Origin of the sequence: Citrobacter sp. MGH103, from assembly GCF_001034475.2 — a bacterium.
Classification (GTDB): domain Bacteria; phylum Pseudomonadota; class Gammaproteobacteria; order Enterobacterales; family Enterobacteriaceae; genus Citrobacter; species Citrobacter freundii.
On the sequence record NZ_CP073043.1, the window covers coordinates 336,956 to 357,488 of the forward strand.

Consider the following 20,533-nt stretch of genomic DNA (forward strand, 5'->3'; position numbering starts at 1 on the left):
TGTCGGAGCTTTCTCCACAGCCGGAGAAGGTGTAATTAGTTAGTCAGCATGAAAAAAAATCGCGCTTTTTTAAAATGGGCTGGGGGGAAATACCCCCTGCTTGATGATATTAAACGGCATTTACCTCAGGGTGAGTGCCTGATTGAACCTTTCGTGGGTGCCGGGTCGGTGTTTCTCAACACCGACTTTTCTCGTTATATTCTTGCCGATATCAACAGCGACCTTATCAGTCTCTATAACATCGTGAAGACGCGTACCGATGAGTATGTGCAGGCTTCTCGTGAGCTGTTTATGCCTGAAACCAATCAGGCTGAGGTGTACTATCGGTTCAGAGAAGAATTTAATGCCAGCCAGGATCCGTTCCGCAGAGCAGTGCTGTTCTTGTATCTGAACCGCTTTGGTTACAACGGATTATGCCGTTATAACCTGCGCGGCGAGTTTAACGTCCCGTTTGGGCGTTATAAAAAACCTTACTTCCCGGAAGCCGAGTTGTACCATTTTGCTGAGAAAGCGCAGAATGCGGAGTTCCATTGCCTCTCCTATGAAGAGTGTATGGACCGTGCGGATAGCAACTCTGTGGTCTATTGTGACCCGCCTTATGCACCACTTTCGGCGACGGCAAATTTCACTGCGTATCACACCAATAGCTTTAGCCCGAAAGAGCAGGCGCATTTGGCCGAGATGGCAGAAAAGCTGGTCAGTAAGCAGATCCCAGTGTTAATTTCGAACCACGATACGCCCGATACCCGTGAATGGTACCGAGCGGCGAAACATTTTCAGGTCAAAGTGCGGCGCAGCATAAGCAGCAATGGCGGCACGCGTAAAAAGGTGAACGAACTGCTGGCACTGTATAAACCAGGAGTTGTAACGCCTGCGAAGAAATAAATCTCAAGGAGAAGCGGATGAAACAGTATTTGATCGCCCCCTCAATTCTGTCGGCTGATTTTGCCCGCCTGGGTGAGGACACTGCGAGAGCGCTGACTGCCGGTGCCGACGTTGTGCACTTCGACGTCATGGACAATCACTACGTACCGAACTTGACCATCGGACCGATGGTGCTGAAATCGCTGCGTAAATATGGCATCACTGCCCCGATTGATGTTCACCTGATGGTGAAACCGGTTGATCGTATTGTCCCGGACTTCGCCGCCGCCGGTGCCAGCATCATTACTTTTCACCCGGAAGCCTCCGAGCATGTCGATCGTACTTTACAGCTGATCAAAGAACATGGCTGTAAAGCGGGCCTGGTGTTCAACCCGGCAACGCCGCTGAGCTATCTGGACTACGTCATGGATAAGCTCGATGTGATCCTGCTGATGTCCGTTAACCCAGGCTTTGGCGGGCAGTCCTTCATCCCGCAAACGCTGGATAAGCTGCGCGAAGTGCGTCGTCGCATTGATGAATCTGGCTACGATATCCGCCTCGAAGTGGACGGCGGTGTCAAAGTGAACAACATTGGCGAAATTGCCGCGGCAGGCGCAGATATGTTTGTCGCAGGCTCCGCTATTTTTGACCAACCAGACTACAAAAAAGTCATTGATGAAATGCGCAATGAACTGGCGAAGGTAAGTCATGGATAAGTTTCAGGATATTCGGGGCGCTGCATTTGACCTCGACGGCACGCTGGTCGACAGCGCGCCGGGATTAGCCGCAGCGGTGGATATGGCGCTGTATGCGCTGGAATTGCCGGTTGCCGGAGAAGAACGCGTTATCACCTGGATTGGTAACGGTGCAGACGTACTGATGGAGCGCGCGCTGGCGTGGTCTCGTCAGGAGCGCGCGACATTACGTAAAACGATGGGTAAACCGCCCGTTGATGATGATATTCCCGCTGAGGAACAGGTACGTATTTTGCGTAAGCTGTTCGACAGATACTACGGTGATGTCGCAGAAGAGGGGACATTCCTGTTCCCTGATGTTGCCGACACGCTGGGCGCGCTGCATGCGAAAGGATTGCCGCTGGGTCTGGTGACCAACAAACCGACCCCGTTTGTCGCGCCATTACTCGAAGCATTAGATATCGCCAAATACTTTAGCGTGGTCATCGGTGGTGACGACGTGCAGAATAAAAAACCGCATCCGGATCCGCTGCTGCTGGTGGCAAGCAAGCTTGGCATCAAGCCTGAGCAAATGCTCTTCGTAGGGGATTCACGCAATGATATTCAGGCGGCAAAAGCTGCTGGCTGTCCGTCCGTTGGCCTGACCTATGGCTACAACTACGGTGAGTCGATCGCGCTGAGCCAGCCCGACGTTATTTACGACCGTATTAATGAACTACTGCCCGCTCTCGGGCTTCCGCATAGCGAAAATCAGGAATCAAAAAATGACTAAGCCCATCGTTTTTAGTGGCGCACAGCCCTCAGGTGAATTGACCATTGGCAACTATATGGGTGCGCTGCGTCAGTGGGTGAGCATGCAGGATGACTACCATTGCATCTACTGCATCGTTGACCAACATGCCATCACCGTTCGTCAGGATGCTCAGCAGTTGCGTAAAGCAACGCTCGATACGCTGGCGCTGTACCTGGCATGCGGTATCGATCCTGAAAAAAGTACAATTTTCGTGCAGTCTCACGTACCGGAGCATGCACAGTTAGGTTGGGCACTGAACTGCTACACCTACTTCGGCGAGCTGAGCCGTATGACCCAGTTCAAAGATAAATCCGCACGCTATGCGGAGAACATCAACGCCGGCCTGTTTGATTATCCGGTACTGATGGCGGCAGACATTCTGCTGTATCAGACCAACCAGGTACCGGTTGGCGAAGATCAGAAACAGCATCTGGAACTGAGCCGCGATATCGCCCAGCGCTTCAACGCCCTGTATGGCGAGATCTTCAAAGTGCCTGAGCCGTTCATTCCTAAATCCGGTGCGCGCGTGATGTCGCTGCTGGAGCCGACGAAGAAAATGTCCAAGTCGGATGACAACCGCAACAACGTGATCGGTCTGCTGGAAGATCCGAAATCTGTGGTTAAGAAAATCAAACGCGCGATGACCGACTCTGAAGAGCCGCCTGTTGTACGCTACGACGTGCAGAACAAAGCGGGCGTTTCCAACCTGCTGGATATCCTCTCTGCGGTCACCGGCCAGAGCATTCCGGAGCTGGAACAGCACTTCGAAGGCAAAATGTATGGTCATCTGAAAGGTGAAGTCGCAGAGGCCGTTTCCGGTATGCTGACCGAGCTTCAGGAGCGTTATCACCGTTTCCGTAACGATGAAGCTTTCCTGCAGAAAGTGATGAAAGACGGTGCGGAAAAAGCCAGCGCACGTGCTTCTGTTACGCTGAAAGCCGTTTACGAAGCGATTGGTTTTGTCGCCAAGCCGTAATGCGCTCTGTGTTGTTGAAGAAACCGGGTTACGCCCGGTTTTTTTTCGCCTGTTGGTTTGTGAACCTCAAAAAATGTGAAGCGCCTCGCCGTTTGCATATTTCCTCATTGCGTTATATCTTCACTTTAATGAAGATATAAATATTCAATTTACTGAAAATATAAAATGCGTCGGACATTTATCAAGAAAGAGGGGGTTGTGCTGACAACCCTGGCCCGTTATCTGCTCGGTGAGAAGTGCGGTAACAGATTGAAAACTATTGATGAACTGGCAGCCGAGTGTCACTCATCGGTAGGGTTAACTCAGGCTGCGTTGAAAACGCTGGAATCCTCTGGGGCAATCCGTATTGAGCGTCGTGGGCGTAACGGTAGCTATCTGGTGGATATGGATAACCGTACGCTGCTAAAGCATGTGGATATTAATAACGTGGTCTGTGCGATGCCGCTGCCTTACACCCGTTTATATGAAGGACTGGCGAGTGGGCTGAAAGCGCAGTTCGATGGGATCCCGTTTTATTACGCACACATGCGTGGGGCTGATATTCGCGTGGAATGCCTGCTAAACGGCGTCTACGACATGGCGGTGGTTTCTCGTCTGGCGGCGGAAAGTTACCTTGCTCAGGACGGGCTGCGTATCACGTTGGCGCTGGGACCGCATACCTACGTTGGCGAGCATCAGCTAATTTGTCGCAAGGGCGAATCTGCAGATGTAAAACGTGTCGGACTCGATAACCGTTCGGCGGATCAGAAAATCATGACCGAGGCCTGTTTTGGCAACCGTGACGTTGAATTGATCGATATGCCTTATCACGAAAGCTTGCAGCGTATTGCGAAAGGGGATGTGGATGCGGTTATCTGGAACGTGGTTGCCGAGGCCGAGCTGGCGGTTTTGGGGTTAGAAGCTACGCCGCTCACCAACGACCCGCGATTTTTGCAGGCCACGGAGGCCGTGGTACTTACCCGCGCAGAGGATTATGCGATGCAGCAGCTACTGCGCGCCGTTGTTAACAAAGAGGCGCTGCTTGCCCACCAACAACGTGTGGCGAACGGTGAACAGGAACCCAGTTATTAAGTGAAGGCAAACGACATGGAAAACAGGCTTAACCTGCTGTGTGAAGCAGGCGTTATCGACAAGGATATTTGTAGCGGCATGCTGCAAGTGGTCAGGCGGTTGGATGAAGAGTGGCGTTTGCCGATTCACAGCGAGCAAGGAACCATGGCGATGACCCATATGGCGAGTGCGTTAATGCGCAGTCGCCAGGGCGAAGTGATTGAAGCGCTGGATGGTGAGTTGCTGGAGGAGTTGGCGCAATCTCATCTCTGGCCAACTATTTTGCTGGTACATCAGGCGCTGATGAAAGAGTTTACGGTGGCGCTGCACGCGAATGAAGAAGGCTATATGTTGGCGAACTTGTATGGATTGTGGATGGCGGCGAACGAAGGTGTCTGAAATCACTGGGAAATGAGCTTATTGCATCTTAAATATTCAAAAAAATGAATATTTAACTGAAGGATTAGAAACGAGGCCGAGAAATGTTTATAGACGCATTGAAACGCCAGAACCCTGCGCTAATCTCCGCCGCTATCGCGTTATGGCAGCAGGGAAAGATCGCCCCTGATAGTTGGGTCATTGATGTTGACCAGGTCATTGAGAATGGCAAACGTCTGCTGGATGTCGCGGGGCAACATGGTATCTCGCTGTATCTGATGACCAAACAGGTTGGACGTAACCCGTGGCTGGCGGAGAAACTGTTGCAGCTTGGCTATGAAGGCATCGTGGTTGTCGATTACAAGGAGAGTCGCGTCATGCGCCGTGCCGGGTTGCCGGTTGCGCATCAGGGACATCTGGTGCAGATCCCGTCGCGGCTGGTCAATGAAGCTGTAGCGCAAGGTACTGAAGTCATCACATTGTTCTCACTGGAGAAAGCGCGCGAAGTTTCCGCTGCTGCGGTGAAGGCCGGTTGTGAACAGAACGTGATGCTGAAGGTGTACGACAAAGATGATTTTCTCTACCCGGGACAGGAAAGCGGATTTCCGCTGATGTATCTGACGGATGTGGTCAATGAAATCCGCAGACTGCCGGGCCTCCGCCTGAGCGGCCTCACCCATTTCCCATGCCTGTTATGGGATGAAAACTCCGCGCAGACGATGCCGACGCCTAATCTGCATACGCTGGTAAATGCCCGACGTCAGTTGGTTGAGGCCGGGATTGCCATTGAGCAGCTTAATGCGCCGTCAGCCAGTAGCTGTTCGTCACTCCCTTTGCTGGCGGAATATGGTGTCACCCATGCGGAGCCGGGTCATGCGTTGACCGGCACCATTCCTTCCAATCAAAAAGGCGACCAGCCGGAACGCATTGCGATGCTGTGGTTGAGCGAGATATCGCACAATTTTCGCGGGGACAGTTATTGCTACGGCGGGGGCTATTATCGTCGCGGCCATGCGCAAAATGCGCTGGTCTTTACGCCAGAAAATGACGCGCCGATCGCAGCGAAGCTAAAACCCGTGGACGACAGCAGCATTGACTACTACCTGCCTGTGGCCGGTGAGTTTCCGGTGAGCAGCGCGGTGATCTTCTGTTTTCGCACCCAGATCTTCGTGACGCGTAGCGACGTGGTGCTGGTGTCGGGCATTCAGCGCGGCGTAGCTGAAATCGTCGCGCGATACGACAGTCTCGGCAATATTCTGGAGGACTAATGGCCCGATTCGTGGTGTTGGTAATCGACAGTTTTGGCGTTGGCGCAATGAAAGACGTCACGCGGGTCAGGCCGCAGGATGCCGGAGCGAATACCTGTGGTCATATCCTGGGCGAACTCCCGCAGTTACGGCTGCCAACGCTTGAGAAGTTGGGGCTGATCAACGCTCTGGGCTTTGCGCCTGGCGTGATGAAACCTTCGGAATCGGCGGTCTGGGGCGTTGCGGAACTGCAGCATGAAGGGGGAGATACCTTTATGGGCCATCAGGAGATTTTAGGCACACGGCCTCAGGCCCCGCTGCGGATGCCATTTAGCGACGTCATTGATCGCGTTGAGCAAGCGCTAAAAGCCGCAGGCTGGCAGGTGGAACGTCGCGGCGGCGAACTGGCGTTTCTGTGGGTCAACGATGCGGTTGCAGTGGGCGATAACCTAGAGGCGGATTTAGGTCAGGTCTACAACGTCACTGCCAACCTGTCCGCCATTGCGTTTGATGAGGTGCTAAAGATTGGCCGCGTAGTGCGTGAACAGGTTCAGGTCGGGCGCGTCATCACCTTTGGCGGCCAGCTTGCGAACAGCCAGCGCATTCTGGATGCCGCCGAAACGATGGAAGGGCGCTTTGTCGGCATTAATGCCCCACGCTCCGGCGCGTATGAAAGCGGTTTTCAGGTCAGGCATATGGGCTTTGGCGTAGATGAGCAGGTACAGGTACCGCAAAAACTGCATGACGCCGGAATCCCTACCGTGCTGGTCGGTAAAGTGGCGGACATCGTTGGCAATCCGCACGGGCGCAGCTGGCAAAACCTGGTAGATAGCCAGCAGATTATGGATATCACGCTTAACGAATTTAACGCGGAATCGACGGTATTTATCTGTACCAACATTCAGGAAACCGATCTCGCCGGACACGCTGAAGACGTCGCACGTTATGCCGAACGGCTGCAGCTTGTTGATCTTAATCTTTCACGCCTTCTGACCGCTATGGAGCCAAATGACTGTCTGGTGGTCATGGCCGATCACGGCAACGATCCGACCATAGGGCACAGCCACCATACCCGGGAAGTTGTGCCGGTATTGGTGTATCAACAGGGGCTTGAGCCTGCGCAATTAGGCATCCGGGCGACGTTATCCGATGTTGGCGCTACGGTGTGTGAATTTTTCGGCGCGGCGGCGCCACAAAACGGCTGTTCTTTTCTCTCGGCATTGCGCCTTACAGGAGACACCTTATGAACTTTGATCCGACGGGCTACACCTGGGTCCACGAACATCTGCATATCGATCTCTCCGGATTTAAGAATAACCTCGACTGCCGGTTAGATCAGTACGATCTCATTTGTCAGGAAATGAAGGATCTCCGGGCGTTAGGCGTCAGCAACATTATTGAGATGACCAACCGCTATATGGGACGTAATCCGCAATTCATGCTCGACCTGATGCGCGATACCGGCATCAACGTCGTGGCCTGCACAGGCTATTACCAGGATGCGTTCTTCCCTGAACATGTTGCGGCGCACAGCGTGGAACAGCTCGCGCAGGAGATGGTCGATGAGATAGTCATCGGTATTGATGGCACTGAATTGAAGGCCGGAATTATCGCGGAAATTGGCTCTAGTGAAGGCGTGATTACGCCGCTTGAAGAGAAGGTGTTTATCGCCGCGGCGCGGGCACACATCGAAACCGGACGCCCCATCTCAACCCATACCTCTTTTAGCACGATGGGAGTGGAACAGCTGGTGTTGCTACAGGCGCACGGCGTCGACCTTTCCCGCGTAACCGTTGGTCACTGCGACCTGAAAGATAATCTCGACAATATCTTACGCATGATCGAGCTCGGCGCGTATGTGCAATTCGATACCATCGGAAAAAACAACTATTACCCGGACGAGAAACGCATCGCCATGCTGCACGCGATACGCGATTGCGGACTGCTTAGCCACGTCATGCTCTCTATGGACATTACCCGCCGCTCGCATTTAAAAGCCAATGGCGGCAATGGCTACGACTATCTGTTAACCACCTTTATCCCACAGCTGCTCCAGTCAGGATTCAGTCAGGCCGATGTGGACACGATGTTACGTGATAACCCCTCAAAATTTTTCCAATAAGGACAGAATCATGAAAAAGATTGGCGTTGCTGGCTTACAGCGTGAGCAGATTAAAAAAACCATCGAAACCGCAGCACCGGGCTGCTTTGAAGTCTCCATTCATAACGATATGGAAGCGGCGATGAAGGTGAAATCCGGACAACTGGATTACTACATCGGCGCTTGTAACACCGGTGCGGGTGCAGCACTGTCGATTGCCATCGCGGTGATTGGCTACAACAAGAGTTGCACTATCGCCAAGCCGGGTATTAAGGCGAAAGACGAACATATCGCAAAAATGGTTGCGGAAGGGAAAGTGGCGTTTGGTCTCTCCGTCGAACATGTTGAACATGCGATTCCGATGCTGGTTAACCACCTGAAATAAAAGGCATGACTATGGATCTGTATATTCAGATTGTGGTGGTGGCCTGCCTGACCGGCATGACGTCACTTCTGGCACACCGCTCGGCGGCCGTCTTTCATGACGGCATCCGCCCGATTCTGCCGCAACTGATCGAGGGGTACATGAACCGCCGGGAGGCGGGAAGTATCGCGTTTGGTCTGAGTATCGGCTTTGTCGCGTCGGTGGGGATCTCCTTTACCCTGAAAACCGGCTTGCTCAACGCCTGGCTGCTGTTCCTGCCGACGGATATTCTCGGCGTGCTGGCAATGAACAGCCTGTTGGCGTTCGGTCTGGGCGCTATCTGGGGCGTATTGATTCTGACCTGCCTGCTGCCGGTGAACCATCTGCTCACGGCGCTGCCGGTGGATGTGCTGGGTAGCTTGGGTGAATTAAGTTCGCCGGTGGTTTCTGCATTCGCACTCTTCCCGCTGGTGGCGATTTTCTACCAGTTTGGCTGGAAACACAGCATTATCGCGGCAGTAGTGGTACTGATGACCCGCGTGGTGGTGGTGCGTTACTTCCCGCATCTGAACCCGGAATCAATTGAGATTTTTGTGGGGATGATGATGCTGCTGGCGATCGCTATTACGCATGATATTCGCCATCGCGGTGATGAGGAGATGGATGCCAGCGGGCTATCGGTCTTTGAAGAACGAACCTCACGGATTATTAAAAACCTGCCGTATATTGCCATTGTAGGCGCGCTGATTGCCGCCGTTGCCAGTATGAAAATTTTTGCTGGTAGCGAGGTCTCAATTTTTACGCTGGAAAAAGCCTATTCAGCGGGGATTACGCCTGAGCAATCGCAGACGCTGGTTAACCAGGCGGCGCTGGCGGAATTTATGCGTGGGTTGGGTTTTGTGCCGTTGATTGCCACCACCGCGCTGGCAACCGGTGTATACGCGGTAGCGGGCTTCACCTTTGTTTATTCCGTTGGTTATCTGGCACCGAACCCGTGGATAGCGGCAATCCTTGGCGCTATCGTGATTTCCGCGGAAGTGTTGCTGCTGCGCTCAATTGGCAAATGGCTGGGGCGTTATCCGTCAGTGCGTAACGCATCGGACAATATTCGTAATGCGATGAATATGCTGATGGAAATGGCGCTGCTGATAGGCTCGATTTTTGCCGCCATTAAGATGGCTGGCTACACCGGTTTCTCGATTGCGGTGGCGATTTACTTCCTTAACGAATCGATAGGGCGTCCGGTGCAGAAGATGGCGGCCCCGGTCGTGGCGGTGATGATTACGGGTATTGTGCTGAATATTCTCTACTGGTTTGGTCTGTTTGTTCCGGCCTGAGGAGGCGTAAAACATGAAGACGTTCCCTCTACAAAGTCTGACGCTCGCGCAAGCACAACAAAAGCAGTTTGCGCTGGTGGATACGCTCTGCCGTCACTTTCCTGGCGCTGACTTTCTGGCCGGTGGCGATTTCGGGCTGACCCCGGGGCTGAATCAGCCCCGGGTCACGCAGCGTGTGGAAAAGGTGCTGGCCGAGGCGTTTCATGCTGAAGCCGCCGTGCTGGTTCAGGGGGCTGGCACCGGGGCTATTCGCGCCGGGCTGGCCGCACTGCTCAAACCCGGGCAGCGGCTGCTGGTACACGACGCACCTGTGTATCCTACAACACAGGTGATCATCGAGCAGATGGGCATCACCCTGGTCAGGGCTGATTTCAACAGTCCCTCGGCAATCATGCGGGCTATTACGCAGTATCGCCCTGATGCCGCGCTGGTACAGCATACGCGGCAGCAACCGCAGGACCATTACGTTTTAGCGGATGTGTTGGCGGAAATAACACAATGCGGCGTACCGACATTAACCGATGATAACTACGCGGTGATGAAAGTAGAGGGTATCGGCTGCGAGTGTGGGGCGACGCTGTCCACCTTTTCCTGCTTTAAGCTCTTCGGCCCGGAAGGCGTAGGGGCGGTTGTCGGCAAGGCAGAGGTCATCGCTAAAATCCGTAGCACCCTCTATTCCGGCGGCAGCCAGATTCAGGGGGCGCAGGCGCTCGAGGTACTTCGCGGTCTGGTTTTCGCACCGGTGATGCATGCGGTGCAGGCTGGCGTTTCTGAGCGTCTGCTGAATCTGCTCGATAGTGGAGTGATACCTGAGGTGAAAAAAGCGGTTATTGCTAATGCCCAGTCGAAGGTGCTGATCGTGGAGTTTCACCAGCCGATTGCCGCCCGTGTGCTGAAAGCGGCGCAAGAGAGAGGTGCGCTACCGTATCCGGTAGGAGCGGAGTCGAAATATGAAATCCCGCCGCTGTTTTATCGCCTCTCCGGGACCTTCCGTGAAGCGAATCCGTTGCTGGGTGATTATGCGATTCGCATTAATCCTAACCGAAGTGGAGAAGAAACGGTGCTGCGTATTTTGCGGGAAAGCGTGAGTGCATGTGAGTGAGCGTAAATCTAAAATGAAAAAACCGGGAAATTCCCGGTTTTTTTGTATCTGCGCAATCGCGTATATTATTGATTTGCAGCCGGGCCGCAGCCACCAATAATTTTAGAAATTGAAATCGCCGGATGGAATAAATAATCGTAGCTACAGTTGTTTTTTGTGTTTTCAATATGACCAGTACATGCGGTCAGCGTAGCCAGTACACCTGCCACGATGGTGATTTTTGCAAATTTAAACATGATAAAATCCTTGTAAAATATCTATTTATTAAATGGATGAAATCCATTTCTCGGCGATTAAGATATCAACTAAGGAAGATTTTAAATAGTCCGAATAAGGACATGATAATGTTAGGGTAAATTATATTTTTAATGAATTAAAATGCTATGAAATGTATCTATTTTTAATAAATTGATGAATGCTATGGATGATATTTTATTTAGATTAAATATTAACTTTTGTGAATCATAAATAAATGCCCTGAATATCAGGGCATTTATTAGCATTCAATTAATGATTCGAGAACCAGTTCAGCTTATCGCGTAGTCCAACCACGCGACCGACGATAATCAGCGCCGGACTTTCAACCTGCTGTGCCAGCTCGCCGAGCTGCGTCAGAACCCCGTTGACGACGCGTTGCTTCACGGAAGTCCCGTTTTCTACCAACGCGACGGTCATATCAGGCTGCATGCCAAACTCAATCAGTTTTTCCTGGATGGTGGCTGCCTGATTCAGTCCCATGTAGAACACCAGCGTCTGTTTCTCGGCCGCCAGGTTTTCCCAGTCCAGCTCACCGCCGGTTTTCAGGTGTCCGGTAACCAGACGCACGCTCTGAGCGTAATCACGATGGGTCAGTGGAATGCCGGAATAGGCAGAACAACCAGAGGCTGCGGTAATACCAGGCACTACAGAGAATGGAATACCGGCATGGCACAGCGTTTCCAGCTCTTCGCCACCACGGCCAAAGATGAACGGGTCGCCACCTTTCAGTCGTACCACGCGCTTGCCCTGTTGTGCTTCACGCAGCAGGATCTGATTGATCTCTTCCTGCGGTACGCAGTGATAGCCCGCACGTTTGCCGACGAACACTCGGTCTGCATCGCGGCGGACAAGGTTCATGATGTCGTCGGAAACCAGGCGGTCATAAACCACGACATCCGCTTGCTGGATCTGCTGTAACCCTTTCAGCGTCAATAGTCCGGCATCGCCAGGACCGGCGCCAACCAGCACCACTTCACCACGGTGATCCAGCGGTTCGCTGAGCATTTGCTCGGTGGTTTCCTCGACGGCTTTTAGGTCATTGTTAGCCAGCGACTGCGCCAGGCGGTCATTCACAAACAATTTTTCCCAGAAGCGGCGACGTTCACCCATGCTGGCAAACTGTTGCTTCACCCGGGAGCGCAACTTGCCGGCATATTGTGCGACCTGGCCCAAATGCTGAGGCAGTACGGATTCAAGCCTTTCACGCAGCAGACGGGCAAGCACCGGCGATGTCCCGCCGGAGGAGACCGCCACCATCAGCGGCGAGCGGTCGATAATGGAGGGCATGATAAAACTGGCTGCTTTTGGCGCGTCGACCACGTTGCAGAAGATACGACGTGACTCCGCGGCGGTGCTGACGCTTTGGTTGACGGCATCGTCATCGGTGGCGGCAATAGCCAGCCAGCAGGTGTTGAGCAGGGACTCATCGAACGGTCCCTCAACCAGCGTCAGCATGCCTTCATCTGCCCATACTTTGAACTGCGGAATAAACGCCAGTGCATTAACCGTTAAACGGGCGCCCGCTTCCAGCAGTAACCGCGCTTTGCGTTCTGCGACATCACCACCGCCGACGATCAAGCAGTCGCGGTCACGTAGTTGACAAAATATAGGCAAATGGTCCACGACATTACCCCTTAATTAATTATTAGCAGCCGCCTCTGGCTGGTTGATTTTTGCCGGAGCCGGACGCTCCGATTTTGGCGTAGCATACCAATAACCTAATCCCATGAATACGACACCGGACAAAGTATTACCGAGTGTCACCCACAGCAGGTTATGACCAATTCCTGACAGGGTATAAGCTTCGCTGTGATGACCGAACCAGGAGAGGGCAAACAGCGTCATGTTGGCCACCGAGTGCTCGTAGCCGGAAGCGATAAACGCCAGCAGACACCACCAGATAGCGAGGAATTTTGCCGCGCCTTCGGTACGGATTGCCATCCATATTGCCAGACAAACCAACCAGTTACACAGTACGCCTTTAAAGAACAGCACCGTTGCAGGCGCGGTGGTTTTCGCCAGCGCGACCGAATGGACGATGCTGGTATCGACCGGCAGCAGACTGCCGCCTCCCCAGCTATAAAGCAGGGCGACAAACACGGATCCGACCAGATTTCCCAGCCAGGTTTGCGGTAGGATAGCCCACATTTGGCCGTGGCTGATGGTGCCCGCTTTGACGCCAAGCGTCAGGAACATGGTGTGACCGGTAAACAGTTCTGAACCGGCAATAATAACCAGCGTTAAGGCGATACCAAAGGTTGCACCCATCACCAGCGGACGTACGGACGGGTCGAGCAGGTTACCGAGGGTAAAAATAAGGATGATGCCGAGGCCAACATAGGCCCCTGCCATTGCCGAACTGACCCAGAACCCGAGCGGGTTATTTGCCGACAGGCGTGCGATGCGCGCAGCGTTAGCCGCACACTTATTGATAGTGTCTGTGAACATGTGTTGATTATCCTTGAAGTACAAAAATAAAAAGAAATCGTAACCGTAGGCCGGATAAGGCATTTATGCCGCCATCCGGCAATGTGCTTTTGCAATTGCCTGATGGCGCTACGCTTATCAGGCCTACCAATAAAAGACCTACAAATACGTCAAAAAAGGGGAGGCGTTGCGCCTCCCAAAAATTAATTAACCGCGCAGTTGCACCGTGCCGTCTTTCACTCGCGCTTCGTAATGTTTCACGGAGAACTGTTCGTCTTCCATGCACAGTCCGTCGCTTAAACGAAAACGCTGTTTTTTCAGCGGGCTGGCAACCCACAATTCGCCCTGGTGTTCAGCAATCAGCCCACGAGAAAGCACGCTGGACTCAAAGAACGGGTCGATGTTGCTGATCGCAAACACCTGGTCGCTGTGATACGGGCGGAAAATCGCAACCTGCTCGTTACCTAACAGGGCGCAGACGCCTGTTGCAGGCAGAATGTCATCGATTTTGCAGATGTTTTTCCACTGGCTCATGCGTTTTCCTCCACCAGAGTCACCGGGATACGCTCATAAGGCGTGGCCGGACGATGTTGTTCACGTTCAGGCACAACCTGGACATTCGGATCGCGTTTATCGCTGTTGATAAAGTGTTTGAAGCGAACCTGCGCGGATGGAGTGTTAACGGTTTCTGTCCACTCGCAGACCACCGCTTCACGCAGACGGGCCATCTCTTCTTCAAGATGCTGGTTCAGGCCCAGCTTGTCGTCGATGATGACGGACTTCAGATACTCGATACCGCCTTCCAGATTGTCTAACCACGGTGCGGTGCGGGTCAGTTTGTCGGCGGTACGGATGTAGAACATCATGAAACGATCAAGATACTTGAGCAGCGTTTCGCGATCGATATCTGCTGCCAGCAGGTCTGCATGGCGAGGTTTCATCCCGCCGTTACCGCAAACGTACAGGTTCCAGCCTTTCTCAGTGGCGATGATACCCACGTCTTTGCCCTGAGCTTCCGCACATTCGCGGGTACAACCGGAGACGCCGAATTTCATTTTGTGCGGGGTACGAATGCCTTTGTAGCGATTTTCCAGCTCCACGCCGAAGCCGACGCTATCGCCGACGCCATAACGACACCAGGTGCTACCTACGCAGGTTTTCGCCATACGCAGCGCTTTGGCATACGCGTGGCCGGTTTCAAAACCCGCTTCAATCAGCTGACGCCAGATTTCCGGCAGGTCATCTTTCTGCGCGCCGAACAGACCGATACGCTGAGAACCGGTAATTTTGGTGTACAGGTTAAACTCACGCGCGATACGGCCCACGGCCACCAGGCCTTCAGGGGTAATTTCACCGCCCGCAGAGCGCGGGATCACGGAGTAAGTACCGTCTTTCTGGATGTTAGCCAGGAAGTTGTCGTTGGTGTCCTGCAGCGGCGTGTGCTGTGGTTTGAGGATGTACTCATTCCAGCAGGACGCCAGTAGGGAACCCACGGTAGGTTTACACACTTCGCAGCCGTAACCTTTACCGTGTTTAGCCAGCAACTCTTCGAAAGTTTTAATGCCTTCTACGCGGATCAGGTGGAACAGTTCCTGACGTGAATACGGGAAGTGTTCGCACAGGTTGTTGTTAACTTCGATACCCTGTTTCGCCAGTTCGGCGTTCAGGACCTGCGTTACCAGCGGGATACACCCGCCACATCCGGTACCGGCTTTGGTTTCCGCTTTCAGCGCCGCAACGGTATGGCAGCCTTTGTTGATAGCGGCAACCAGCATGCCTTTGGTGACGTCAAAGCAGGAGCAAATCTGCGCGCTGTCCGGCAGTTTATCGACACCGATAGATGGCTTACCGCTGCCCGCATGTGCTGGCAGAATCAGTGAATCTGGATTTTCCGGCAGTTCAATGGCGTTCAGCACCAACTGCAGCAGATTGCCGTAATCGCTGGTGTCGCCAACCAGAACCGCGCCGAGCAGGGTTTTGTTATCTTCGCTAACGATCAGGCGTTTGTAGACTTCTTTGCTTTCGTCGAGATAGACATAGCTACGTGCGCCCGGCGTGCGAGCATGCGCGTCGCCAATACCGCCGACGTCAACGCCGAGCAGCTTCAGCTTGGCGCTCAGGTCCGCGCCTTCAAAGGCGTTTTCAGTTTCGAGAATATGGTCAACGGCAACCTGCGCCATTTTGTAGCCAGGAGCGACCAGACCATACACGCGGTTGTTCCAGCTTGCGCATTCGCCGATGGCATAGATGTCCGGGTCAGAAGTCTGGCAGGTGTCGTTAATGACGATACCGCCGCGTGGCGCGACGTCAAGGCCGCACTGGGTGGCCAGTTTGTCGCGTGGACGAATACCGGTAGAGAAGACGATGAAATCGACTTCCAGTTCGCTACCGTCGGCAAAACGCATGGTTTTGCGCGCTTCGGTGCCTTCCTGAACGATCTCTTTGGTGTTTTTGCTGGTGTGCACACGCACGCCCATGCTTTCAATTTTGCGACGTAACTGCTCGCCACCCATATGATCCAGCTGTTCAGCCATCAGCATTGGGGCGAATTCAATCACGTGGGTTTCAACGCCGAGGCTTTTCAGCGCACCAGCGGCTTCCAGGCCCAGCAGGCCACCGCCGACCACGGCACCGCGTTTGCTACGGCGCGCGCAAGACTCAATCGCGTTGAGGTCTTCGATGGTGCGGTAAACGAAGCAGTCCTGGGTTTCCGAACCTTTAATCGGTGGGATCCACGGGTAAGAGCCCGTCGCCATGATTAGCTTATCGTAGTAAACCGTACGACCTGCGCTGGAGTGGATTACTTTCTCCTGGCGGTTAATGGTAATTGCGCGCTCGCCCACTAACACCTTAACGCCGTGCTTCTCGTAGAATCCTTCACGCACCAGAGAAAGCTCTTCGGCGGTGTGGTGGGAGAAGTAGGAAGACAGGTGTACGCGGTCGTATGCTTTGCGGGGTTCTTCACAGAAGACGGTAATATCAAAATTGGCAGCGTCGGATTTATCAAGAAGATCCTCAATAAAGCGATGGCCGACCATACCATTACCGATAATAGCGAGTCTGACTTTGCTCATTTTTGCCTCGATTTCTTTTCTATTACTGCCTACCTTAACGATTCAGCAACCGCACTTATTGATGCAAATCAAATTCGCCCTTATATACTCCTTAAGAGGTATATAACTGATTTGTCAGCATTTTTATAAGTGACGGAATTATTTGAGTTTTCGTGTTTGTACAAATAGCGTACAAATTAAGGGGTTTTTGTAAGAATTGGCCTACATGACCAGAGAAAGAAGAGAGGAGGCGAAAATATGCCGGATGATGTGGATACAATCCGGCAGTGTGTAGGCCGGGCTAGCGAAGCGCCCCCGGCACTGAAATTAATGCGTTGCTGGCGCGTTATGCTGGCGATGACGCGTGACGAAGCCAAGAATAAAGCACATTACGAATACAACCGCATATAAGCCGTTAGCCGTCTGCAATGCCGCCTGTGGGCCGCTATGTGCCACAATAGGGCCGGTTACCACGAAGGTGAGCATAGTACCGATGGTGCCGCAGGTCAGAACGAAGTTAACCAGTTTGGGTGAGGCGACCTTCGTCTGCTGGGATCCAAGGGTAATGATGGTGGTATAAATCGCGCTGGAGAAGAAGCCCAGCGTTAGAATGAACCACGGCATATGTTCCGGCGTACCCGTGATAAACAGATACATCAGTACGGTGGCCAGACCCGCCAGTACGGTCAGGATGCGTTGCAAATCGAAGAAACGCAGAATGAAGCTAAACGCCCACATGCCAACCATGTAAGACATCCAGAAGTCGCTGACCAGTTTACCTGCGTCGTTCAGGCTCATACCCAGGCTTTTGGCGTATTCCGGAACCCAGGAGATAAAGCCCAACTGACCGAGGATGTAGCACAGTGCGGCGATCGCCAGAAACAGCACGCCAATCCCCCATTTTTCTTTTACTACCGGCGCATCTGACTGCTGAGCGTGTTTACCCAGTGCCGGAAATTCACAACCGAAGGTCAGCAGGAAAATGGCGACGTATACCAGGCCGATGCAGGCATAGACCCAATACCATTCGATGCTGCGCGCTAACAGGAACGCGGCAACCATCGGGAAAATCATACCGGCCATGCTGAAGAAGGAGTCAGTAAACAGCAGGCGTGAACCGCGCTGGCGACCTTCGTACATTTGAGTTACCAGGAACGTACCAATCGACATGGTTATACCGCTCACAAGACCCAATACAAACATGGCGGCAGAGAACAAGGCCAGGCTATGGCTGAGCATCAGTCCGGCGACTGCCAGTACCATCAGGATAAAGCCGAAGCGCAACTGGGTTTTCAGGGGCACGATTTCCATTAGCCATGCATTTAGAAAGATAGAGATCAGAATGCCGGCATTCAGGAAGGTGAAGGTGTTACTCATGCTGGAAACGGGCAAATGGAAGTAATCTGCGATGTTTCCCATCACCATCCCGGTGACAATTACCAACGCACCTGTCAGGGCGTAGGAGAGAAAGCTAATCCATGTGAGCTTGATGCGATTGCTGTTAGTCATGACTGGCCTGTATAGAAGTGTAAGGCGCATTGACTGCGCCGTGAGCGGGCAGATTTTAGGCGCTTTTGTGATGTATTTAAATATTTATTGGTAATGAGTTTGTTTATTACATTTTTGTATGTGATCTAAATCGCATTGATTCATGCGGCAGTAAGGTTACATTTGTTTCAAGTACGTAAAATTAGGTAAAGGGATGGCCTTGTCCTTGAAGGCTCTTTAGAATCAATTCACTTGCTTCATTTCTGCTCTTGTTAAGGAATTCTCATGCTCAAATCGACTCTGGCGGCTGTTGCAGCTGTTCTCGCTCTTTCTGCTCTCTCTCCCGCAGCACTGGCAGCAAAAGGTGATCCTCATGTTCTGCTGACAACCTCTGCTGGTAACATTGAGCTGGAGCTGAACAGTCAGAAAGCCCCGGTTTCAGTGCAAAACTTTGTCGATTATGTCAACAGCGGTTTCTATAACAACACTACGTTCCACCGTGTGATCCCTGGCTTCATGGTGCAGGGTGGCGGTTTTACCGAGCAGATGCAGCAGAAGAAACCTAACCCGCCAATCAAGAATGAAGCCGATAACGGACTGCGTAACACCCGCGGCACGATTGCTATGGCGCGTACAGCGGATAAAGACAGCGCGACCAGCCAGTTCTTTATCAACATTGCAGACAACGCTTTCCTCGATCACGGCCAGCGCGACTTTGGCTATGCTGTCTTCGGAAAAGTTGTGAAAGGTATGGATGTCGCGGATAAGATCTCTCAGGTACAGACCCATGATGTCGGTCCATACCAGAATGTTCCGTCAAAACCGATTGTTATCCTTTCTGCTAAAGTTCTGCCGTAATCGCATCTAGCGCGGGTAGTTCTTGCCCGCGTTCCCCCCTCTCTCTGCGTAACCCGAAATTGCTGCTTATACTTGTGGCAAGTGTCGGCTCATTCAGGGAGGTCACGTGAAAAAACTCACCGATAAACAAAAGTCCAGGCTGTGGGAACAGCGGCGAAACGCTAATTTCCAGGCCAGCCGACGGCTGGAAGGCGTAGATATTCTACGGGTTACTCTGAGTGCTGAAGACGCTCTGGCGCGTCTTGAAGAGCTGAGGAGGCACTATGAGCGATAAATTCGGTGATGGTCGCGACCCGTATTTATATCCGGGCCTGAATGTCATGCGTAACCGTCTGGGGATTCATCAGGCGCAGCGTTTGGCGCAGGCGGCTTATGAACTGACGGCGCTGCGTGCGGCGACTATCGAATTGGGGCCGCTTAAACGGGGCTTACCGCACCTGTGCGCCATTCATCGCCAGCTGTATCGGGATATTTTTGACTGGGCGGGACACCTGCGCGAAGTCGATATTTACCAGGGCGATACTCGCTTTTGCCATTTCGCCTATATCGAGAAAGAGGGCAATGCACTGATGCAGGACCTGGAAGATGAGTCCTGGCTGGTGGGATTACTGGAAGACAAGTTTGTCGATCGTCTTGCGCACTATTATTGCGAAATCAATGTGCTGCATCCGTTTCGCATTGGTAGCGGTCTGGCGCAGCGTATTTTCTTCGAACAGTTAGCGATTCATGCAGGGTATGTGCTGAGCTGGGATGGCATTCCGGTTGAGGAGTGGAATCAGGCTAATCAGAGCGGGGCGATGGGTGACCTGTCTGCACTGCGGGCGATATTTCGTAAAGTGGTAAGCGAAGCACTGGAAACTGAGTAGAATAGCGCGGTTCTTATGTACCGGAGCCGCCATGATCCTGCTTATCGATAACTATGATTCTTTTACCTGGAACCTGTACCAATACTTCTGCGAACTGGGGGCAGATGTCCTTGTCAGGCGCAACGACGATCTGACGCTGGCGCAAATTGACGCGCTGAGCCCGCAAAAAATCGTCATTTCCCCGGGACCCTGTACGCCGGATGACGCCGGTATTTCGCTGGAGGTTATTCGCTATTTCGCAGGGAAGATCCCTCTGCTGGGCGTTTGTCTGGGGCACCAGGCGATGGCGCAGGCCTTTGGCGCGACCGTGGTTCGGGCGGCGAAAGTGATGCATGGTAAAACGTCGCCGATTACGCATAACGGGCAGGGCGTTTTTCAGGGGCTCGCCAATCCATTAACGGTAACGCGCTACCATTCTCTGGTGGTTGCTCCCGAAACCCTTCCTGACTGCTTTGAGGTGACCGCCTGGAGTGAAACGCAGGAGATCATGGGTATTCGCCACCGGGAGTGGGATATGGAAGGGGTGCAGTTTCACCCGGAGAGCATTCTCAGCGAACAGGGGCATCAGCTGCTGGCTAATTTCCTCAACCGGTGATTTGTGGTTGCTATTCAGTGATTTTTTATTCATATTTTGTGATTATAATTTCACTAGCATTTCTGCTTAACAGGGTGGTAA

At 52.8% G+C, this 20,533-nt stretch carries 22 protein-coding genes; 16 read left to right on the plus strand and 6 right to left on the minus strand.

Annotated features, from left to right (window positions below):
• The first annotated feature begins 48 nt into the window (after positions 1-48).
• The 12 genes from dam (at position 49) to SK33_RS01615 (ending at position 10,907) form a co-directional block, all read left to right on the plus strand.
• Complete coding sequence (gene dam / locus SK33_RS01560; protein ID WP_003023558.1) at positions 49-885, plus strand: adenine-specific DNA-methyltransferase; 837 nt, start codon at positions 49-51, stop codon at positions 883-885.
• 17 nt (positions 886-902) lie between these two features.
• On the plus strand, positions 903-1,580 hold the full coding sequence (rpe, locus tag SK33_RS01565; protein WP_003023561.1) for a ribulose-phosphate 3-epimerase: 678 nt from the start codon (positions 903-905) through the stop codon (positions 1,578-1,580).
• Positions 1,573-2,331: a phosphoglycolate phosphatase gene (gph, locus tag SK33_RS01570; protein ID WP_003837920.1), complete on the plus strand. Its 759-nt coding sequence runs from the start codon at positions 1,573-1,575 to the stop codon at positions 2,329-2,331. The genes rpe and gph overlap by 8 nt, the downstream gene beginning before the upstream one ends.
• Positions 2,324-3,328, plus strand: a complete 1,005-nt coding sequence (gene trpS, locus SK33_RS01575) for a tryptophan--tRNA ligase (protein ID WP_003023564.1) — start codon at positions 2,324-2,326, stop codon at positions 3,326-3,328. Before gph ends, trpS begins: the two co-directional genes overlap by 8 nt.
• Positions 3,329-3,493: 165 nt before the next feature.
• Positions 3,494-4,399, plus strand: a complete 906-nt coding sequence (gene yhfZ, locus SK33_RS01580; protein WP_044701428.1) for a GntR family transcriptional regulator YhfZ — start codon at positions 3,494-3,496, stop codon at positions 4,397-4,399.
• 15 nt (positions 4,400-4,414) lie between these two features.
• Positions 4,415-4,777 carry a hypothetical protein gene (locus SK33_RS01585; protein ID WP_003023568.1) on the plus strand — a complete coding sequence of 121 codons (363 nt, stop codon included), beginning with the start codon at positions 4,415-4,417 and terminating at the stop codon, positions 4,775-4,777.
• Positions 4,778-4,860: 83 nt separating this feature from the next.
• Positions 4,861-6,024, plus strand: a complete 1,164-nt coding sequence (locus SK33_RS01590; RefSeq protein WP_003023571.1) for a YhfX family PLP-dependent enzyme — start codon at positions 4,861-4,863, stop codon at positions 6,022-6,024.
• Entirely contained in the window at positions 6,024-7,250 is a 1,227-nt protein-coding gene (locus tag SK33_RS01595) for a phosphopentomutase (protein WP_003847972.1), read from the plus strand. The genes SK33_RS01590 and SK33_RS01595 overlap by 1 nt, the downstream gene beginning before the upstream one ends.
• Positions 7,247-8,125: a phosphotriesterase-related protein gene (locus tag SK33_RS01600; protein ID WP_048218771.1), complete on the plus strand. Its 879-nt coding sequence runs from the start codon at positions 7,247-7,249 to the stop codon at positions 8,123-8,125. The genes SK33_RS01595 and SK33_RS01600 overlap by 4 nt, the downstream gene beginning before the upstream one ends.
• A gap of 10 nt (positions 8,126-8,135) precedes the next feature.
• The gene (locus SK33_RS01605; RefSeq protein ID WP_003023576.1) at positions 8,136-8,489 is read left to right on the plus strand and encodes a DUF2620 domain-containing protein; all 354 of its coding nucleotides are present in this window, start codon (positions 8,136-8,138) and stop codon (positions 8,487-8,489) included.
• Positions 8,490-8,500: 11 nt separating this feature from the next.
• Positions 8,501-9,805, plus strand: coding sequence for a YhfT family protein (locus SK33_RS01610; protein WP_032950373.1), 1,305 nt, complete (start codon positions 8,501-8,503; stop codon positions 9,803-9,805).
• Between the two features lie 13 nt (positions 9,806-9,818).
• Complete coding sequence (locus tag SK33_RS01615) at positions 9,819-10,907, plus strand: aminotransferase class I/II-fold pyridoxal phosphate-dependent enzyme (protein WP_048218770.1); 1,089 nt, start codon at positions 9,819-9,821, stop codon at positions 10,905-10,907.
• Positions 10,908-10,972: 65 nt separating this feature from the next.
• On the opposite strand, the gene SK33_RS01620 is transcribed toward SK33_RS01615, so the two are convergent.
• From SK33_RS01620 to tsgA, 6 genes are all read right to left on the minus strand, one after another.
• Positions 10,973-11,143, minus strand: a complete 171-nt coding sequence (locus tag SK33_RS01620) for a YhfL family protein (protein WP_003837939.1) — start codon at positions 11,141-11,143, stop codon at positions 10,973-10,975.
• A gap of 271 nt (positions 11,144-11,414) precedes the next feature.
• Positions 11,415-12,788, minus strand: a complete 1,374-nt coding sequence (gene cysG / locus SK33_RS01625; RefSeq protein ID WP_048218769.1) for a siroheme synthase CysG — start codon at positions 12,786-12,788, stop codon at positions 11,415-11,417.
• Positions 12,789-12,803: 15 nt separating this feature from the next.
• Positions 12,804-13,613: a nitrite transporter NirC gene (gene nirC, locus SK33_RS01630; protein ID WP_048218930.1), complete on the minus strand. Its 810-nt coding sequence runs from the start codon at positions 13,611-13,613 to the stop codon at positions 12,804-12,806.
• 186 nt (positions 13,614-13,799) lie between these two features.
• The gene (gene nirD / locus SK33_RS01635; protein ID WP_003023590.1) at positions 13,800-14,126 is read right to left on the minus strand and encodes a nitrite reductase small subunit NirD; all 327 of its coding nucleotides are present in this window, start codon (positions 14,124-14,126) and stop codon (positions 13,800-13,802) included.
• Positions 14,123-16,666 carry an NADPH-nitrite reductase large subunit gene (gene nirB, locus SK33_RS01640; protein WP_003023592.1) on the minus strand — a complete coding sequence of 848 codons (2,544 nt, stop codon included), beginning with the start codon at positions 16,664-16,666 and terminating at the stop codon, positions 14,123-14,125. The genes nirD and nirB overlap by 4 nt, the downstream gene beginning before the upstream one ends.
• 306 nt (positions 16,667-16,972) lie before the next feature.
• Positions 16,973-18,154, minus strand: a complete 1,182-nt coding sequence (tsgA, locus tag SK33_RS01645) for an MFS transporter TsgA (RefSeq protein WP_003023593.1) — start codon at positions 18,152-18,154, stop codon at positions 16,973-16,975.
• A 264-nt stretch (positions 18,155-18,418) separates the two neighbouring features.
• On the opposite strand from tsgA, the gene ppiA reads away from it, so the two are divergent.
• The 4 genes from ppiA to pabA all read left to right on the plus strand — a co-directional run bounded on the left by ppiA (position 18,419) and on the right by pabA (position 20,452).
• Positions 18,419-18,991: a peptidylprolyl isomerase A gene (ppiA, locus tag SK33_RS01650; RefSeq protein WP_003023595.1), complete on the plus strand. Its 573-nt coding sequence runs from the start codon at positions 18,419-18,421 to the stop codon at positions 18,989-18,991.
• A gap of 106 nt (positions 18,992-19,097) precedes the next feature.
• Positions 19,098-19,265: a YhfG family protein gene (locus SK33_RS01655; protein WP_003023597.1), complete on the plus strand. Its 168-nt coding sequence runs from the start codon at positions 19,098-19,100 to the stop codon at positions 19,263-19,265.
• Positions 19,255-19,857, plus strand: a complete 603-nt coding sequence (locus SK33_RS01660; RefSeq protein WP_048218768.1) for a putative adenosine monophosphate-protein transferase Fic — start codon at positions 19,255-19,257, stop codon at positions 19,855-19,857. The genes SK33_RS01655 and SK33_RS01660 overlap by 11 nt, the downstream gene beginning before the upstream one ends.
• A 31-nt stretch (positions 19,858-19,888) precedes the next feature.
• Positions 19,889-20,452: an aminodeoxychorismate synthase component 2 gene (gene pabA, locus SK33_RS01665; protein ID WP_003023601.1), complete on the plus strand. Its 564-nt coding sequence runs from the start codon at positions 19,889-19,891 to the stop codon at positions 20,450-20,452.
• The last annotated feature ends 81 nt before the right edge of the window (positions 20,453-20,533 follow it).

What these genes read in the sequence shown, in the direction of transcription:
- dam (WP_003023558.1), top strand. Translation starts at nt 49, where the DNA reads ATGAAAAAAAATCGCGCTTTTTTAAAATGGGCTGGGGGGAAATACCCC.
- rpe (WP_003023561.1), top strand. Translation starts at nt 903, where the DNA reads ATGAAACAGTATTTGATCGCCCCCTCAATTCTGTCGGCTGATTTTGCC.
- gph (WP_003837920.1), top strand. Translation starts at nt 1,573, where the DNA reads ATGGATAAGTTTCAGGATATTCGGGGCGCTGCATTTGACCTCGACGGC.
- trpS (WP_003023564.1), top strand. Translation starts at nt 2,324, where the DNA reads ATGACTAAGCCCATCGTTTTTAGTGGCGCACAGCCCTCAGGTGAATTG.
- yhfZ (WP_044701428.1), top strand. Translation starts at nt 3,494, where the DNA reads ATGCGTCGGACATTTATCAAGAAAGAGGGGGTTGTGCTGACAACCCTG.
- SK33_RS01585 (WP_003023568.1), top strand. Translation starts at nt 4,415, where the DNA reads ATGGAAAACAGGCTTAACCTGCTGTGTGAAGCAGGCGTTATCGACAAG.
- SK33_RS01590 (WP_003023571.1), top strand. Translation starts at nt 4,861, where the DNA reads ATGTTTATAGACGCATTGAAACGCCAGAACCCTGCGCTAATCTCCGCC.
- SK33_RS01595 (WP_003847972.1), top strand. Translation starts at nt 6,024, where the DNA reads ATGGCCCGATTCGTGGTGTTGGTAATCGACAGTTTTGGCGTTGGCGCA.
- SK33_RS01600 (WP_048218771.1), top strand. Translation starts at nt 7,247, where the DNA reads ATGAACTTTGATCCGACGGGCTACACCTGGGTCCACGAACATCTGCAT.
- SK33_RS01605 (WP_003023576.1), top strand. Translation starts at nt 8,136, where the DNA reads ATGAAAAAGATTGGCGTTGCTGGCTTACAGCGTGAGCAGATTAAAAAA.
- SK33_RS01610 (WP_032950373.1), top strand. Translation starts at nt 8,501, where the DNA reads ATGGATCTGTATATTCAGATTGTGGTGGTGGCCTGCCTGACCGGCATG.
- SK33_RS01615 (WP_048218770.1), top strand. Translation starts at nt 9,819, where the DNA reads ATGAAGACGTTCCCTCTACAAAGTCTGACGCTCGCGCAAGCACAACAA.
- SK33_RS01620 (WP_003837939.1), bottom strand. Translation starts at nt 11,143, where the DNA reads ATGTTTAAATTTGCAAAAATCACCATCGTGGCAGGTGTACTGGCTACG.
- nirC (WP_048218930.1), bottom strand. Translation starts at nt 13,613, where the DNA reads ATGTTCACAGACACTATCAATAAGTGTGCGGCTAACGCTGCGCGCATC.
- nirD (WP_003023590.1), bottom strand. Translation starts at nt 14,126, where the DNA reads ATGAGCCAGTGGAAAAACATCTGCAAAATCGATGACATTCTGCCTGCA.
- nirB (WP_003023592.1), bottom strand. Translation starts at nt 16,666, where the DNA reads ATGAGCAAAGTCAGACTCGCTATTATCGGTAATGGTATGGTCGGCCAT.
- tsgA (WP_003023593.1), bottom strand. Translation starts at nt 18,154, where the DNA reads ATGACTAACAGCAATCGCATCAAGCTCACATGGATTAGCTTTCTCTCC.
- ppiA (WP_003023595.1), top strand. Translation starts at nt 18,419, where the DNA reads ATGCTCAAATCGACTCTGGCGGCTGTTGCAGCTGTTCTCGCTCTTTCT.
- SK33_RS01660 (WP_048218768.1), top strand. Translation starts at nt 19,255, where the DNA reads ATGAGCGATAAATTCGGTGATGGTCGCGACCCGTATTTATATCCGGGC.
- pabA (WP_003023601.1), top strand. Translation starts at nt 19,889, where the DNA reads ATGATCCTGCTTATCGATAACTATGATTCTTTTACCTGGAACCTGTAC.